The 17,287-nt window shown below is 29.9% G+C and carries 11 protein-coding genes and 1 tRNA gene; 7 read left to right on the forward strand and 5 right to left on the reverse strand.

What is annotated here, in order from left to right; all coding sequences use genetic code 11:
• Positions 1–1,302 (reverse strand): TlpA family protein disulfide reductase, encoded by a 1,302-nt coding sequence (locus tag AC2A07_RS03335; RefSeq protein ID WP_484049202.1) that lies wholly within the window; start codon positions 1,300–1,302, stop codon positions 1–3.
• 622 nt (positions 1,303–1,924) lie between these two features.
• Here AC2A07_RS03335 and AC2A07_RS03340 point away from each other — a divergent pair.
• From AC2A07_RS03340 to AC2A07_RS03370, 7 genes are all read left to right on the forward strand, one after another.
• Entirely contained in the window at positions 1,925–2,146 is a 222-nt protein-coding gene (locus AC2A07_RS03340; protein WP_484049203.1) for a helix-turn-helix domain-containing protein, read from the forward strand.
• A gap of 223 nt (positions 2,147–2,369) precedes the next feature.
• Complete coding sequence (gene drt3a, locus AC2A07_RS03345) at positions 2,370–3,587, forward strand: antiviral reverse transcriptase Drt3a (RefSeq protein WP_317739369.1); 1,218 nt, start codon at positions 2,370–2,372, stop codon at positions 3,585–3,587.
• A gap of 1 nt (position 3,588) precedes the next feature.
• Positions 3,589–5,544, forward strand: coding sequence for an antiviral reverse transcriptase Drt3b (gene drt3b / locus AC2A07_RS03350; protein WP_317739368.1), 1,956 nt, complete (start codon positions 3,589–3,591; stop codon positions 5,542–5,544).
• 464 nt (positions 5,545–6,008) lie between these two features.
• Complete coding sequence (locus AC2A07_RS03355; protein WP_484049204.1) at positions 6,009–9,332, forward strand: reverse transcriptase domain-containing protein; 3,324 nt, start codon at positions 6,009–6,011, stop codon at positions 9,330–9,332.
• A gap of 124 nt (positions 9,333–9,456) precedes the next feature.
• A complete protein-coding gene (locus AC2A07_RS03360; RefSeq protein ID WP_317739366.1) occupies positions 9,457–10,524 on the forward strand; it encodes a protein kinase domain-containing protein in 1,068 nt (355 codons plus the stop codon).
• Positions 10,525–10,588: 64 nt separating this feature from the next.
• Positions 10,589–12,388 (forward strand): DUF6119 family protein, encoded by a 1,800-nt coding sequence (locus tag AC2A07_RS03365; protein ID WP_484049205.1) that lies wholly within the window; start codon positions 10,589–10,591, stop codon positions 12,386–12,388.
• Between the two features lie 523 nt (positions 12,389–12,911).
• Positions 12,912–13,922 carry a hypothetical protein gene (locus AC2A07_RS03370; RefSeq protein ID WP_484049206.1) on the forward strand — a complete coding sequence of 337 codons (1,011 nt, stop codon included), beginning with the start codon at positions 12,912–12,914 and terminating at the stop codon, positions 13,920–13,922.
• 197 nt (positions 13,923–14,119) lie between these two features.
• On the opposite strand, the gene AC2A07_RS03375 is transcribed toward AC2A07_RS03370, so the two are convergent.
• From AC2A07_RS03375 to trxB, 4 genes are all read right to left on the reverse strand, one after another.
• Entirely contained in the window at positions 14,120–15,334 is a 1,215-nt protein-coding gene (locus tag AC2A07_RS03375) for a site-specific integrase (protein ID WP_484049207.1), read from the reverse strand.
• Positions 15,335–15,588: 254 nt separating this feature from the next.
• Positions 15,589–15,673, reverse strand: a tRNA-Ser gene (locus AC2A07_RS03380).
• Positions 15,674–15,810: 137 nt separating this feature from the next.
• On the reverse strand, positions 15,811–16,179 hold the full coding sequence (gene crcB / locus AC2A07_RS03385) for a fluoride efflux transporter CrcB (protein WP_484049208.1): 369 nt from the start codon (positions 16,177–16,179) through the stop codon (positions 15,811–15,813).
• 52 nt (positions 16,180–16,231) lie between these two features.
• Positions 16,232–17,173, reverse strand: coding sequence for a thioredoxin-disulfide reductase (gene trxB, locus AC2A07_RS03390; RefSeq protein WP_484049209.1), 942 nt, complete (start codon positions 17,171–17,173; stop codon positions 16,232–16,234).
• Positions 17,174–17,287 lie beyond the last annotated feature (114 nt).

Consider the following 17,287-nt stretch of genomic DNA (forward strand, 5'->3'; position numbering starts at 1 on the left):
TTAATTCCGTCGGTCTTTTATGATCATCATCAAAATCTGACGTTCTTGAACTATCAGGTCAAGGTCATATTTCTGAAGCTCTTTTTTTAAGGTGGCAATATCTCTGACTCCCGAAACTTCAAGGTCTACATTTCCTGTGTATCCTGTCTCATCGATAAACAATTCCATGATGGGAATCTCGCCGTTAAGCATATTGACCATATTTTTAAGCGGTACATTTTTAAGAATGGATGGTGTCAGTGGAAATGTGGAACGTTTTTCACCTCCTTTGGTTGCCAGTTTGTCTTTCGTGCTTGTTCTCACTAAAACAAAACATTTAACAGGTCTTTTCTCAAAAGTTACAGTATAGCCTGAATAACGATTGAGATCTTCCAGCATATAATTGTAGAGAGAATCAGATTTCTGTTCAGGGATGATGAATTCGTAGTTATAGAGGTTTGCTCCATCATTTGAACCGTCTGCTTTTTCTATCGGCATTAATTGTTTTGGTTCCTTGACATCTATAATTATCCTTTTTCCTGTGAAAGACATTTTATCTTGCTTTTTGATAAGCTCATATCCTATAGGATAATATATACTCCATAAGGGAACATTGGTAAATTGTCTACCGTGGATTTTTCCTGATGTTGTTTTGCGATATGTTCCTCCTGCACCAATATCAGGGATTTGTCCTTTGGCAAAGAATGAATAATTGAGAAGTTGGACATTTCTTTGACGGTCGTAATCTTCTGAAAGCATCAATGGTCTTGCTCTGTCCATTTGGATAATGGTCTGCAATGATGATTTGTCACCGTTTAGCACCTCATTGATGGTCTGTTCAGTGAGTTGTCTTGCATCGGTGGTATTGAACAACTTTCCGTCTTTGATCCATATGATAAACGGAACACCTGCGTGTGGAAACAGGTCGTGAAGCTTTTTGTCTTCATAGGTGGACATCATACTTTTATATTTCTTTCCATTTGAAGAAGAGAAGAATTTTTCCAAAGCGGTCTTATCCTGACTGCTTACAGGAAGTATTTTTACCTTGTCCCCAAACTTTTGTTGCAAGGCTTCAATTTTAGGCAGACTCATCAAACAGGCACTGCACCACGTACTCCAGAAATCGATTAGGATTAATTTGTTCTTATCTTCTGAAAGATTAATTGTTTTCTGAGGATGGTTGACCGTCCTTAAAGGTGTTGACCAAAAACTTTCAGGAATGGGATCTCCAATTTTAAGAGACTTGTTCTGGGCAAAGGATGTGGTTGCTGACACTATGGTAAAAGCAAAGGACATAAATCCCCTGCAAAAAATATTTTTCATATTTTTGAATAGGTTTTTAATGATTATTAATGACTGATTATGCTCTTTCCTGTGGCCTGCAAACTGAGGAAAGGGCTTTTTCTTTTTCTAATGGTTGCTTTAAATTATCTGTGTTTTGATATTTGTTTTTAGTTGCTGTTTGAAAATGATATGCTTGGGAGGAGACTTCCTTAGTAGAGAAAATCTCCTGCCCAAACAATCATAAAAAAATTAATATGAATGAAAATTGTGTCCCGTGAAAGCTGTAGAGCCGCAATGGGTTGTACACCCCATTGTATCATGCAATCTGATACTGTATATCGTGGAAGCGGCTTAGGAGTGTAGAGATGGCTGACAGCATGGAAAACAAAAACGGCATGGAACTCAACATATCCGACTTGGGGTACTGGTATACCTTGAAACAGATAAGTGAGCCCACGCCTAGGTCGTGAGCTACTTTACTTATCCTCTCGTTTCGTTAATTACCAGTTTTCAAGTCGAGATTCTAAGCAATAGCTTCTAATATTCTTTGAAGTATCGCAAAGTTACATTTCAATAACTTATTTTACAAATATAATAAAAATATTGACAATTCGGATTCAAGTCCGAATTATTTTATGAAATATCACTTTTATTTGCTTATATGAAAATTGCCAATAGAAAGATTGTTGAATTTATAAGGGATAAATGGGTTGTTCCTATCAACAATAATAGTCAATTTGCAACCGAAAATAATATTGATGAGAAGACTGTAAGGAGAATTAGAGAAGACGAAAATTACCAAGTAAGTTTAATTACCATAATGAGAATATGTGAGGCTAAAAATATTAAATTATCCAAATTCTTTGAAATGGTTGGACTTTAAAATAAGATAATAAAAAAATCCTAACGACAGTTGGGATTTTTCGGTTTTATAGAATATACAAAACTTTTATAATGGCTGGAAAATTCAGTGAAAATACTGAGTAAGAATTTTGTTATAGTTTTTATTTTTGTTGTTTACGGAAATCCGTAATTAAAATTAAAAAGCTAAATGTATTTTAGTACTGGTAAAATTTCAAGATAAATTTTGGTCAAGATCACAATAGATGAAACAAAACTTCAACTCTAAAGAACTAATAAAATACTTAAAAAAAGGTGAACTAATTCGTAATGAGTTGGACATAGAAGATGTTGAATCTGAAATTGCTACTCTTGAAGAACAAGTTTTAAACGAGAGCTTTGAATTTGATATTAAATTCAATGACGAATATTATTTTTTAGAAAACATATCTCAAAAATTACTTTTGAGAAAGCTTAATGATAATATTAAAAGAATTTATAAAGATGAACAAGCAAATAGAAAATTTATCATTCATCAAGTTAAAACTTTACTTAAAGAAACCGCTCCATTTTGGATAATAAAAACAGATATTAGAGCATTTTATGAAAGTATAAATAGAGATAGAATTTTCAGAAAATTGAAAAATGATGCGATGCTTTCTTATTATTCAATCTTCCTGCTTAAAAAAGTTTTTGAAAATCCTAATATAATTTCCTACCCTGGGCTCCCAAGAGGATTAAATATTAGTTCTTCACTATCAGAAATTTATATGAGAAACTTTGATAAAGCAATTCAAAGACACAAAGATGTCTACTATTATGCAAGATTTGTCGATGACATAATTATATTTCTAAATAGTAAAGAAAGAGCATTAGAATTATTTCAAAGTTTAAATTCTATTATTTCAGAAGAAAAACTTGATTTACAAATCAATGATGACAAAACAGAATTGATAGACGGAACAAATTTTAAAATATTAAAAAAAGGATACAATAAAAGACCTATCCATAATAATATTGAGTACTTGGGTTATAGATTTTACTTAAATGAAACGGAAAGCAAACGAGAGAATAAATTACAAGTAAGTATAGCATATAAAAAAATAAAAAAAATAAAATCAAGAATAGTTAGATCATACGTAGATTACGCAAAAACTAATGATTTTGAACTGCTAAAAAAACGAATAAAATTTTTAACAGGAAATTATGGAATAAGTAAAAGTAACGATGGAAGTATTTTGAAAGCAGGAATATACTTTAATTATACCCACATTAATAACTTAGAAATTTTAAAAGAATTAAATATATTCCATAAAAAAATTATTTACAGTCGAAAAGGAAATCTTGGCATTAAACTAAATGCACGATTATCAAATACTCAAAGAGATATTTTGAAAAAACATTGTTTTATTGCTGGGTTTAGAAATAAAACATTCAACTCTTTCACTTTTGTGGAAATGGGACAAATAATTAAAAGTTGGTAAAATGGGAAGAATAAAAATAAATAAAGAGGATAAATCAAGAGTTATTCTAACCGAACTACTTCCTTATGAAGTTCCTATGTTGTTTTCCAATGAGGGTTTATATAACATTATAAAAAATGGAGAATTAACCTATTTTGAAGAAAAAGTAAAAGGCTCAAAATATAAAGATTGGAATGAACAATTCACACTACCTTTCAATTATGACATAAAGAAAAATATTATTGGTGATACTAGAACATTGAGTGTTATTCATCCTTTTACTCAAAAAAGATATATTAATTTATTTGAAAACTATGACTCTTTGATGTTACATCTTTGTTCTAAGAGTCCATTTTCGCTGAGAAAAATAAATAAAATCGCTAAATTTTATTTTTCTCCTAATTTTGTTTTTGATGAAGAAAATTTAATGAATCCGGACAAAGAAGTTGAGCCAGATATTTTAGATGCGGAATCTCAATATATCAAATCATATTACACTTACAGGCCTATTGATTTAATATATAAATTTTATGAAAGAACCGAATTTCAAAGATTAGAACAACGATATAATTTTCTAATGGAATTTGACATTAGTAAATGTTTTTATCACATATATACACATTCTATAACTTGGGCAGTTAAAGATAAAGAATCAGCTAAAATTCACAGTAACAAATCTACTTTTGAGAATACATTTGATAAGTTAATGCAACATTCAAACTATAATGAAACTAACGGAATTGTGGTTGGTCCTGAAATTTCTAGAATTTTTGCGGAAATAATATTACAGCAAATAGATTTAAATGTTTTAACAAAATTGAATAACCTAAATCTGAAATTTGGAATTGATTATGATGTAAGAAGATATGTTGATGACTATTTCGTATTCTCAAATATTTCAGAAACACTTGAACTTGTCAAGAAAACGTTTCAGAATGAATTACAATTTTACAAACTTTATCTAAACCCAAACAAAGGAAATATAAAAATCTCTCCATTTTTATCAAATATTACAGTTGGAAAGTTAGAAATAAAAGAGTTCTTAATTGAATTTTACGACAACTTATTTGAAGAAAGTATTGTAGATAATGATACTGTAAAACAAATAAAGCAGATAAATAAACCATATGTTCTATCACAAAACTTTATCAAAAAGTTTCAAACTATTGTAAAAAGAAATGACTTAACCTATGATGCCTTAAGTAAGGATGTTGTAAGATTCTTTAAATCAAAATTGGTTGACATTTTAAAAAATGAGGTTAAACTTTACAACATTGAACGCAGTGAAAACTTCTTTTTAATGTTGTTGGATATTGTATTATACTGCTATTCTGTAAATATTAATACTAACACAACTTTTAGAATAGCTCAAATAATTGTTTTATTAGTAAAGTACCTGGAAAGTAAAACAAGACCAGATATAAAACATTCAATTTATTCAAAGATTTATAGAGATAGTGAATTTATTTTAACTAATTTTCATCGAAAACAAGTGAAAAATGAAACAAGTATTGAAACTATTAATTTATTGCTTGCATTAAAAAAATTAGGAATCGATTATCAGTTCAGCGCTGAAAAAATTACAGATTATTTTAACTTAGATGATGGTAAATTATGTAATTTAAATTATTTTCATTTCGTAACTCTAATTTATTATTTTAGTGATGAAACTATTTACGCAGATATAAAAGAAAAAATAGTTACAGAAATTATTGAAAGATTTAAACAAGAAAATATATTTTTAAAATCTGAATATTTATTACTTTTCTTTGATATGATTAATTGTCCTTTTATTGAGGAAAAACATAAGCGAACAATAATGAAAAGTTCAAATTATGTAATTTTGCAAGCTAGTAATGCTGAAATTAAATTGGAAATTGATAAAATTGAATTACAAAAAAAATGGTTTATGAATTGGGATCAAGATATTGACTTAGAAAGAATTTTAAAGAAAAAGGAATGGAGTTCTAGTTACTAGAAATTCTTTCTGGTTACCATTGAGCAGGGGCGAATTTACTTTATTTATGTTTACTAAAATAAAGTATAATAACACAATTGTAGTTTGCGTTTTCAACGCGTAAGAAAACAAAAAACAATGAATTGAAGATTTAGTTTTAGAGAAATCTAAAGTCAGATCACACACGATAGCTTGTTAAATTGTAACACGTTTTATAGATTGATTGAAGATTAGGAAACTATTTGAATATTTATTTATAGAATGCGGGCTGGAAGGTAACTTCCAGCCTTCTTTAATTATTAGTTACTATATTAAAAGAATGATACTTTATATTGAAAAATTGATAATATCTTTTTTGACTAATTGATTGCAATTTTGCCTAATTGTCATTAAAATCCTTTTATTATAATTACATTTAAATATATAGCTTTTTTCATTAAATTGTGAGCTATAAAAAAAACTAAAATACTATGCTCCAAAGAAATATGAGAAAATTCACCGTTGAAGAAATTAAAAATGCCTATAATAAATTAAAAACAACGATTTTTTATGACTCAGGTGATTTATTGTTAAGAGAACAATTAGTCGAATTTGAAACGAATTCTTCAAAAGATGATTTCATCTTTTCTGATTTTAAATTTACAAGTAGATATGCTAGATTAAAAATTGATGATGATGGCGTAAAAAAACCTTTTTATGCGCGGAAAATAAGTTTAGAAGATAAGTTTAAAATATTAATAGAAGCATTAAATGATTACAACCAAAATGCAAAGTTTTTTGATGATCTTCTAAACGATATTACAGTAACAGTTTATCCAAAAAAATTTTCCCAAAAAAACGCGCTAAATACTATCATTTCTAATAAAAGAATTAAAAAAGAATATCTACTTGATAAAGTTACTGCATTTATAAATGCACCAATTGAACTTCATATAATTTCTGTCTTATGGACAATTAATGATGGCGTAAAAAAGGATGCGGATTTAGTTGATGAATGTTTAGGAAATAGATTGTTATTAAACAAAGACAAAACAAATGTTGTTTTTGGATCCGCTTTATTCAAACCGTACTTTTCTCAGTATCAGAAATGGAGAGATGATGCAGTTACTACCGCACAGCAATTACTAAGTAATAACAAAAACACACTTTTTTTAAATTTAGATATAAAAGACTATTACTATTCTGCAAGGATACCTGAAAATTATTTTCGCTATTATAGTAATAGAAGAGAAATTCCTGATAATCTCAATCTAATAATGGAGAAGATTCATAGAGTATTTACAGAAAAAGTTCTGCAATTAAAAATTCCATTCGATTTCACCAATGAGGTTACAGAAAATGGTATAATTAATACTTTTATAATTCCAATAGGTCTTCAATCATCTCTGGTAATAGCTAATGAATATCTAAAAGATTTTGACAAAATTATATTAGATAAATACAAACCTGCTTATTATGGTAGATATGTAGATGATATACTAATTGTTTTATCAGAGCCTAACACAACAGATGATGAAAGTGCTATGTTTGACGAATATTATACATCATTCAAAGATTATAAAGAAAAAGCTCATAATAAAAATGTTAATTTTAATTTAGATGATCTAACCGAAATTGAGATTTATATTCTAAAAAACTTCTATCCTTTAATAAAAGTTGTTGATTCTCCATTTACCACGGATAGAAATTTTAGTAAACCAGAAAATAGGATTTTCAAAATAAATGGATATAGTTCTCTGTATTGTCAAAGTGACAAAACTCTAATTTACTATTTTGACAAAAATGAATCAAGCATTGTTATTGATAAACTAAAAAAAGAAATTGAAGAGAAGTCCAGTGAGTTTCGGGATATGCCAAATGACGAAGACAATTTAATCGAATTCGAGGAAAGTGCATATCATTTATCATATGATGGTACGGAGGATAAGATAAGAACACTGAAAGATTACAAAGAAGATAGATTTGGATTATCTGTTTACTTATCTCAAAAAATAAATCAAGGACTCAGAAAAAGAGAAAAAATACCAGAACTCGAAAAAGAAATAATTTTAAGGTTCTTTAAAGGTGAAAATTGTTTAACATTTTACAAGCTTTGGGAGAAAATATTAACGCTGTTTGTAGTAAATGACGATCCAAATGCATTTACAGAATTTCTATTTCATAGTTTAGAACAAATAGAAAATATTAATGTTAATAATAAAAATAATGATAGTAATCTGAGGAGAAATGTCGCAATGCTTATTCAAGATACCCTGAATCAATATTTATTTTTTGCATTCGAAATGAGCATTTCTTTGAATTTAAAATTTTTAAAAAATTATGATGTAAATAAAAATTTCGAATTTCAATCCAATAAAATAAGTCGCAGAAATTTCTCATTGTTATTTTCTGAATTTTCATTTGCAAATCCTTACCAAAACGGCAAGAAAGCAAGGATAGGTTTTAGAATTAGAAAAGCAAATATGATTAGACATCATTATGTCTCTATACCCCTTTTGAATTTTACCAAAAAAGGTAAAAGTGGTGACTTAAATATGATTGATAAAAATTTACACATAAGAGAATATGAAATTGATCGTAAACTTCTTGAAAATTCGCCAAGACCAATAAAATTTTGGGAATGTTGCATAGCTTCTGCTTTTGAAGAATTTCAAAAATTCAACCGAAATACAATCACAAGATCCGAAATATTTGAAACAAATATTTTGTATGATATTGTTGAAGAATATAATGATGAAGTATATGATGAAGAAATTGATGAAATGAAGTCTACTGTTGCTTACAGAAAAAAAAATTATTTAGATGTTGCGTTTGAGTTGTACTGCACAGGGAATTCGAACCATAGACCCAGCCACGAATTAAATCAAAACCTTAAAGATCAATTTTATCAATTACAAAATTTAAGTGGAAAGGAAGGGGATTTTTTATTAAATAAGTTTACGGTTAATGAAGATAATAAATTACATAATCCTAAAATTGCATTTGCAAATACAAATGTTTTAGAGGAAAATATTTTATCTAGCGTATTAGATTCACCAATTCTATCAAATGAACGTATAAATAAATTATCTAAAATATTATCTAAAGCAAGGAAATCAGAAGCTGATTTGTTACTTTTTCCTGAAAACTTTATACCGATGCGATTAATCTCTGCATTGGGAAGATTTTCCACAGATAATCAAATAATGACAGTATCCGGTATTGAACATCTTACAATTAATAATACATCATTTAATTTTGTTGCATCTTTTCTGCCACAAAAAATAAATGGAATCAATGATGCTACTGTTATTTTTAGATTGAAAAATAATTATTCACCTGGTGAAGAACATTTAATTAACAGCCATTATTTTGCAGTACCAAAACCAAAACCTTCTCGATACGATATTATTAATTACAGAAATATTTATTTTTCGGTATGTTACTGTTTCGAGTTAGCAAATATTAGTCATAGAGAAAAATTAAAAGCGAAAATTGACTTACTTATAGGAGTCGAATGGAATAAGGATACACCATATTTTTCAAATATTGTTGAGGCAACATCTAGAGATTTGCATTGTTTTGTTGCGCAAGTCAATACCAGCATATATGGTGACACAAGATTAACACAGCCAAAAGACACAGCCACAAAAGATCTATTGAAGTTAAAAGGCGGTCTTAACGATACTATTTTAGTAGGACAGATTGAAATTGAAAAACTCAGAAATTTTCAAAGAGTAAAGTCATCAATAAACACGAGTAAGGAATTTAAGCCTCTACCTCCTGATTTTCCTTTAGAAGAAGTATTGAAACGTATAAATAATCAGTAATATTAAAACTGTTTAAAACTGTTATAAAGTTGATATTTAAACAAATAGACTATTTTTTGTTTAAATATCATTTTTCCATTCAACAATAATTTTAGAACTAAACAAAAACACGATAAAAAATAAAATGTTTTTTGAATTAGAAAAAGAAGATCAAATAAAGTTGCTCGAAAATTTTGAGAACGGTGCAAAATGTATTGAGGTCAGCGGGGGCATGTGTGGTAAAATATTTGTTTTTGATCACGGATATAATACATATCCTCGTTATTCTTGTATTAAGATACCAAAGCCACTCAAAAATACTTCCAATGAGGAGACTGGAAAAAGATTTGTTAGGGAGATGCAACTTCAGTTATCTTTCTATTACCATAAATTTGTTCATTGGCCTTCTGATTTTGACATTCTTCTAAATACTCCCGTGGTATCTTTTAGATATTGGGGTAGTGATTTGGCAAAACTAATAAAAGCCACAGAAGCCTCAATTTTAACAAAACTTTCATTACTTGTTTATACATGCGTAGGACTAAGGCACTGCTATAAAAAGGGATTAGTTTCTCACCAAGATCTTAAGCCCTCAAACATATTTATTCAAAATGTTAAAGAGCAATTTAAAGACTTGCCAGATTTAGATATCTACAATTTGGCAATAGTTGCTGATTTTGGACTTGCAAATGGTTTTACTGATATCAATATACACGATGGATCAAAACCATATATGGCACCTGAACAATGGAACAAAACTGATTTAAATTCTGCTACTGACATTTTTGCAATAGGAATAATTTTCTTTGAATTGTTAACAAATGGTTATCATCCTATCGGTATTAAAATAAGTGATTATTGGCCCGAACCACAAAATGGGAATTCAAAAAAATGGACTAGAGATGAACATTGGATAAAATGGGTAGCAAATGGCTGTAAAATAGAATCTGGGAACTTTGACATAGATAAAGTTTATATAAATTTTATAAGAGAAATGCTGTCAATACAATCATTAAGCAGACCCACTATAGATGAAGTGATTGATTTTTTACTTAAACAAGTAAAAGTTATCAGTGAAGAAAGCTATTTACAATTAATTTTTCTAATCAACCATTTTGAAGAACAATCATCTAAAATAATAGATATAGAAACAAACTGGCATTCTCTATTTGAAAAATGGGAAATATTTAAAAGAAAACTAAAACAACATTAATAGGATTATTATAAACTTTGGTTTGTTTGCTTCTCGATATCAATTTCTAAAAAAACTATAACTGATGAACAAAAAAGTTAAACTAAAAATTTTCTGCATTGATAAAAATAATTCTGATTTAAAAAATCTTAGCTTCGAAGAAAAAGTAGCAAAAATAATAGATAATCATACAGGCTTTCTAAAAGCTACATATAAAGATTATGAATTAGCATCACGAACTTTCGAAACTAATACAGATGGGGATTTTAAAATATTATCTTATGGATTTCATTTACCACAAGACAATTTCTACTGGAAAACATTTCTACCTCCCGAAATATCTGAGAAGCATAAATTCGATATTATTGAATTTTCATTTGTATTGTTTATTTACTACAATGATAATATATATTGTTCTATTGGTGGAAGTGGAGCCAGTGTAATAAGAAAGTACATTGATACCAAGTTCGGAATTGATATCTATTCTGGAATTGCCAAACCAGATGAAGATATTGTGATTGAAGGTGGCAAAAGAAGTATAACAACTAATATTTCGCAAAATAACAATGTTTATAACTTTAATCAGACACTTTTAGAAACATTAGATTATTCTGAAATACCCACAAAACTTAAAATTGTAATACGTGAAGAATTAAAAAAATCAATATTCAGAGACTTAATTGAGGAAAAAGAAAAAACACTTATGGAAGTTGGTTCCTACTTTTCAATTAGAAAAAAAATCAGTTTTGATGAACTTAAAATGCTGATTATTGAAATTGATAAAATAAAGAACAATGGAAATTACATACAACTTTCGTTATTCCAGAAAGTTAAAAATGATACACTATATGAAAAATTAGATTATCATTTATTAGAATTGATTATGCAAGATATTGCTCTTTACGAGCAAGTAGCCTATCATCTGACGAATAATGTAATAGAACTTATACATCCCTCGCAGATAGATCTATTTTATGAAGCAGATAAATATCAAGTAAAAATCCCATATCAAAAAAGTGATGATATTGAATACATAATCGATAGAAAAAAGATTTATATAAAAGCTATTCAATCCATTTACAGGACTTTAAAAAATATCGCTGATTATGATAATATGACAAAAAAAATTAAAGGAACAAAAATATTAAGTTTTGTCAATGGAAAAGAAAAGCCTCATACGGTAGAAAGTCTACTTAATCATATTACAGCAGAAGTTACATTTGAAGGTTTAAAGTATTTTAGAATTGACAAATCTTGGTATTATTTAGAAAATTCATTCATTGAAAAATTAAATGGTGAAGCTAAAGAATTGTATGAGAAATATGAACTACAGAAAACCATTTTAAATAGTTGGAATGAAGATGATAATGAAGACTCTTATAACAAAAGTCATATCGGTGATAATTATTATGTTTTTGACAAAAAGATACTTGACAATATAGAATTATGTGATCTATTGATCATTGAGGGAAATGACATCTACTTTGTTCACGTAAAAAATAGTTTTTCAGCCAGTATGAGAGATTTAGCCCTTCAAGTTAAATTGTCTGCAAAAAGATTTATTAATGATATTAAGAATATTAATGGAAGCACATACTTTAGAAATACGATTGAAAAATATAATTTAAGCTCAAAGAAGAAAATTGATTTTGATTCTATTTTTGAAAAAGTAAATAATCCAATTTATAATTTAAATTTTGTTATGGCATATAACAATAATAACAAAACATTTGTAGGCAAAAAAGCTTCTGAAAAAATAGAGTTAAGTCAATCAAATATTGCCAAATATTGTTTAATCAATACAATTAAAGAAGTAAATGGTTACACGGGTCTAAAGATTTTCGTTCAAGATATATCTGTAATACAAAAACACCAACCTGAATAATATTTCTAAAATATGAAACTGGAGAATTTATTGTATTTTTTTTCCACTGGGTATTTTTCAGTTTCATCAACATCGAATCCTTAATACTCAAACTTTAATATTAGATGCATAATTTAACAAGACGTATAGAAAATAATAAATCTTTAAAAAAAGAATTAATATTCATTGACAATATAAATTCTTTAAATAAATTAAAAATTGATATAGTTGACGATAAGCAAACCGACGCATTTTTAACAAAGACGAAAGGTCAAGTTTCACTACTAATTAATGCAAGATTGATTGATCATGAATTTGATAATACAGAGCTATTATCTTTATTGATGGTAATATTTATAAAACAGATAATATTGGAAACACAAGTAATCATACAGAATTAAAAGCTGACAAATCTATCAGTTTTGAAACAATAGTTGAACTTAACAGTTTTAAATCAGAAAAATTTAAACAAAAAGGTTGTTACAAAGCATTCTTCGAAACTGATATAAAAGATATTAATACATTTCATAGAGAATTTGAAACCGTGACCTATCAAAGTGACGGTGACGAATATGCTTACAACTGTATTCGCGTAAGTGTGAATGAAAAAGATTTTGATGTCGTACAAGTAAAATATAATGGAAAAGGATTCTATGTTTTTGAGTGCTTACAAGAAAATACTTACGATGATTTTTCAAGTATTTGCTTTTCCATTCAACAAGCAATTGGCTTTATTAATAAATTAATGGTAGGAGGAGAAAAATTCACATTTGATCAAGCTGGAAATTGTTATTATTCTAATTATATCAGACCAACTCTAAGAGGTATGTATAACCCAATTATAACAAATCCCTATTCCTATTTAGATATTGAAAGAAATATTGCTGACCTTTATTTAAATAAATTAACAAGAATAACTCTAGCTACTTTTTCAAAACTTGTCTGCAAGATACATAATGAACCAGAGTTTTCTGCAGCAATTTTGGTTCTGTTAGAAGCAACATCGATTCGATCTTTATTGATAATTCCTAGTTCATTTGCTTGTATCATTGAGCAACTATCTAAGCATTTAAGCTTGGAAGAAATTGGACTCGAAAAACCAATAAGCCAACCCAAACTTTTTGATAAAATTTTAAAAGAATTACACGAAGTCATTGATACAAATTCTCAAAATTTGAGCAATACAAATACGTTAAAACTGAAAAGAAGACTTAATGAAATTAATAAACCTATCAATAAAGCACATTTGACAAACAATGAAAAATTAACCCGTCCTTTTGAGCAACTTGGAATACCATTAAGCTTGCATGATATTGTTATCATTGAACATCGTAATGATTTGCTTCACGGCAATATTCTTTTGAAAAAGGATGACGAAATAGACGAGGATAAGACGAACTTGTACATGGCCTATGTATCAGCAAAACTATTTACTTTAATCAGTAAATTAGTTTTAAAGAGTGTAGGATATAAAGGATATGTCTATAACCAAGCAAAATATTTAGAGCAAAATTTAAATATTCAAACAAACGAAGCTTATTTTGATGAAATTTAATTTGTGGCACACACAAGAGTAATACTATAATTACTATTCATAATATCGTTAATTTCCTAATCATAATTTCTCTAGAATTACTATAATACTTTCATTAATATCATCTAATTACAAACTAGATGGATAGGTTTATATTTGAAATAGATTTTTGACTTTTTTTATATTGTTGTTAAGAAAAGATAATTAAATTAATTTTTCTATGGCTGAAGTTTCTCTCTGAGAAGTTTCATATCATCGCTTACTTTCTTATCCAAGATCTTAGCATAATGCTGTGTCGTCTTTATATTGGTGTGACCAAGCATTTTGCTAACACTTTCAATGGGTACACCATTAGACAATGTAACAGTAGTGGCGAATGTATGTCTTGCAATATGAAATGTCAACTCTTTATTAATTCCACAAACGTTCACAATTTCTTTGAGATAGGAATTCATTTTTTGATTACTGAGTACGGGAAACAAGACATTTGAATTTACACATTCCGGATGGTCCTCATACTTCAAGATCAGTTCCTGAGCTAAAGGTAATAATGGAATTCTGGTTGAGGTATCCGTTTTCTGACGATATGTGAATATCCATTGGTCGCCATCTATTCCAATATTGACGTTAGATTTCGTCAATTTCTTTACATCAACATACGCCAAACCGGTATAGCAACTGAAAAGAAAAATATCACGAACTTGGTTCAATCTTTCTGATGCAAATTCCTTTTCATAAATCGCCTGAATTTCTTCCTTGGTAAGATATGGACGTTCTACTACCTTAAGCTTTGCTTTGTAGCTTAGAAAAGGATCTTTTGAGAGCCATCCATTTGCCATACATAACCGAATGATCTTTTTGAAATTCTTGATGTACTTTACCGCAGTATTGTTTGCGCATTTACGCACACTTCGAAGCCAGAAGTCATAATCCATTATGAAGGCGTGGTCGATCTTTGTAATGTCAATATCAGAAGTTTTATATTTCCAGATTAGAAATTCCTGCGTATGCTTTAACGATGTTTTATAACGCTCCAATGTTCCGGGCGCAAAATCCTGACCTACCAGTGCTTCTACTTTATCATTGTGATCCTGAAAAATAGGAATGAGCATTCTTGTGGAAATATCGGTTCCAAGTAGTTTAGATTTTAAACTTTCTGATGTTACAAAATCTTCTTCTTTCAGCATCTGGTAGTGAGAATCGTAAACTTGCTGTTCCAAAGTTTTAAGATAAAGATTCAATGTTTTGGCTTCTTGCGAATTACCTAGTGCCTTGTGTGCTTTAACATCCCATTTCTTCGGGTCGATGTACCTTTTAGCGGCAATGTCCGCTGCCTTGCCGTCTATCGTGATTCGCAAGTAGATTGGAGCGGTTCCGTTGGTTCTGATTTTATTCTTTTTGATAAAGAATAACAGGTTGAATGTTCTGTTCATTGTGTGGTAACTTTAATTGTTTAATAATTTAGTTTTTGTTACCACTTTTTGCAAGATGTACAATCGTTAGACTGCCTATTGGTCGGGTTTCCCTGAATTTTTCGTGACCCATTTTCAAATTTTTCAGATGGGTCACGGATTAGGTCATATAAATCGTGACCTATTTTGATTTTTTTTGATACTAGCGCTAAAACAAAAAACGCGGTAAACATTGATGTTTAGCGCGTTTTAGCTTATTTTGGTTCCCCGACTTGCGGAGAGAGAGGGATTCGAACCCCCGGACCTGTTACAGTCAATAGTTTTCAAGACTATCGCAATCGACCACTCTGCCATCTCTCCTTAACTCAGATATCATCTGCGTTTTCAGTGGTGCAAATATAGACTGTTTTTCAATTCTGACAAAATATTATTTCAAAAAATTTTCAGTCTGAGATTAATCCGTTAAAAATCAGGTGAATTAATTTACAGGATTTCATTCAGGACAATGCTTCGAGCTTCATTCCGAGGATTACGGCTGCAAAACCCATTCCCACACTGAGTATCAGATACAAAAATAAGGTCATATAATCCTGCTGTTGCCATAAGGAATAACTTTCTACAGAAAACGTCGAGAAGGTTGTAAAACCACCGCAAAATCCTGTGATCAGAAGATATTTCAGGTAAGTGTCCGTCTTCATGAAATAAGAGGTCAGAAATCCGATCATCAGGCATCCGGAAATATTCACAAGGAAAGTACCTAGCGGAAATGAATTAACCGTCCACAGTTTTTGTGTGTAGTGTGAAATCAGGTACCGGGCAATACTCCCGGCTCCCCCACCCAGAAAAATGTACAGTATATTTCTCATGGTAACTGAAAAGCGCACCAGATGGGGTGCGCTTCATTATGTTTAAGTTAGATTAAGGCAGTTCTGCCAGATACTTTTCTGCATCCATAGCCGCCATACATCCGCTTCCTGCTGCTGTAATCGCCTGTCTGTAGATGTGATCCTGAACATCCCCCGCTGCGAAAACACCCGGCAGATTTGTTTTTGCAGTACCTTTCTCAGTCTGGATATATCCGTTCTCGTCAAGATTGATCTGACCTGCGAAAATATCCGTATTCGGTTTGTGACCGATAGCGATGAAAATTCCGTGTACGTCAATGGTAGACTTTTCCTGAGTCTGGTTGTTGATCACCACGGCTCTTTCAACCAGATTATTTTCTCCTTCAATCCCGATCAGTTCGTGGTGAAATTTCACTTCGATATTCGGGGTGTTGGACACTCTGTGAATCATTGCCTTTGAAGCTCTGAACTCGTCTTTTCTTACCAGCATCGTTACTTTATTCACAAGCTTTGCAAGATATGTTGCTTCCTCAGCAGCAGTATCTCCTGCTCCTACCACGACAACATCTTTTCCTCTGTAGAAAAACCCGTCGCAGGTAGCGCATGCAGAAACTCCGCCTCCGTTATATTTTTTTTCGTCGTCTAAACCTAAATATTTTGCCGTTGCACCAGTTGATATAATAACAGACTTGGCAAAAATCTCTTTATTTCCGGCATACAACTTATGAATCCCTCCCACTTCCTGAGAAAACTCAGCTTTGGTGATCATTTCGTAATGTACTTTGGTATCAAATCTTTCTGCCTGTTTCTGCAGATCCATCATCATTTCAGGACCTGTGATTCCTGCAGGATAACCAGGGAAATTATCAACTTCAGTAGTTGTCGTCAATTGTCCACCCGGCTCTAAACCAGTATATAACTGTGGTTTCAGGTCTGCTCTTGCGGCATAAATTGCAGCGGTAAAACCAGAAGGCCCGGATCCTACGATCACACAATCTAAAATATTTTCTTCCATAATTCTCTTTTCAAAAAGATTTTAATTTTAAGACGACAAAGTTCGTAATTTTTAATGTTTTATTAAAGTTAAATTAATGATAGTTTTCAATATTAAATATGTCAACTGTCAATC

This window comes from Chryseobacterium sp. HNCC26DJ238 (genome assembly GCF_057180465.1).

Excerpts from the sequence above, each read along its gene's own strand:
- AC2A07_RS03375 (WP_484049207.1), bottom strand. The coding sequence starts at position 15,334 with ATGAACAGAACATTCAACCTGTTATTCTTTATCAAAAAGAATAAAATC.
- trxB (WP_484049209.1), bottom strand. The coding sequence starts at position 17,173 with ATGGAAGAAAATATTTTAGATTGTGTGATCGTAGGATCCGGGCCTTCT.
- AC2A07_RS03335 (WP_484049202.1), bottom strand. The coding sequence starts at position 1,302 with ATGAAAAATATTTTTTGCAGGGGATTTATGTCCTTTGCTTTTACCATA.
- crcB (WP_484049208.1), bottom strand. The coding sequence starts at position 16,179 with ATGAGAAATATACTGTACATTTTTCTGGGTGGGGGAGCCGGGAGTATT.
- drt3b (WP_317739368.1), top strand. The coding sequence starts at position 3,589 with ATGGGAAGAATAAAAATAAATAAAGAGGATAAATCAAGAGTTATTCTA.
- AC2A07_RS03355 (WP_484049204.1), top strand. The coding sequence starts at position 6,009 with ATGAGAAAATTCACCGTTGAAGAAATTAAAAATGCCTATAATAAATTA.
- AC2A07_RS03365 (WP_484049205.1), top strand. The coding sequence starts at position 10,589 with ATGAACAAAAAAGTTAAACTAAAAATTTTCTGCATTGATAAAAATAAT.
- AC2A07_RS03360 (WP_317739366.1), top strand. The coding sequence starts at position 9,457 with ATGTTTTTTGAATTAGAAAAAGAAGATCAAATAAAGTTGCTCGAAAAT.
- AC2A07_RS03340 (WP_484049203.1), top strand. The coding sequence starts at position 1,925 with ATGAAAATTGCCAATAGAAAGATTGTTGAATTTATAAGGGATAAATGG.
- drt3a (WP_317739369.1), top strand. The coding sequence starts at position 2,370 with ATGAAACAAAACTTCAACTCTAAAGAACTAATAAAATACTTAAAAAAA.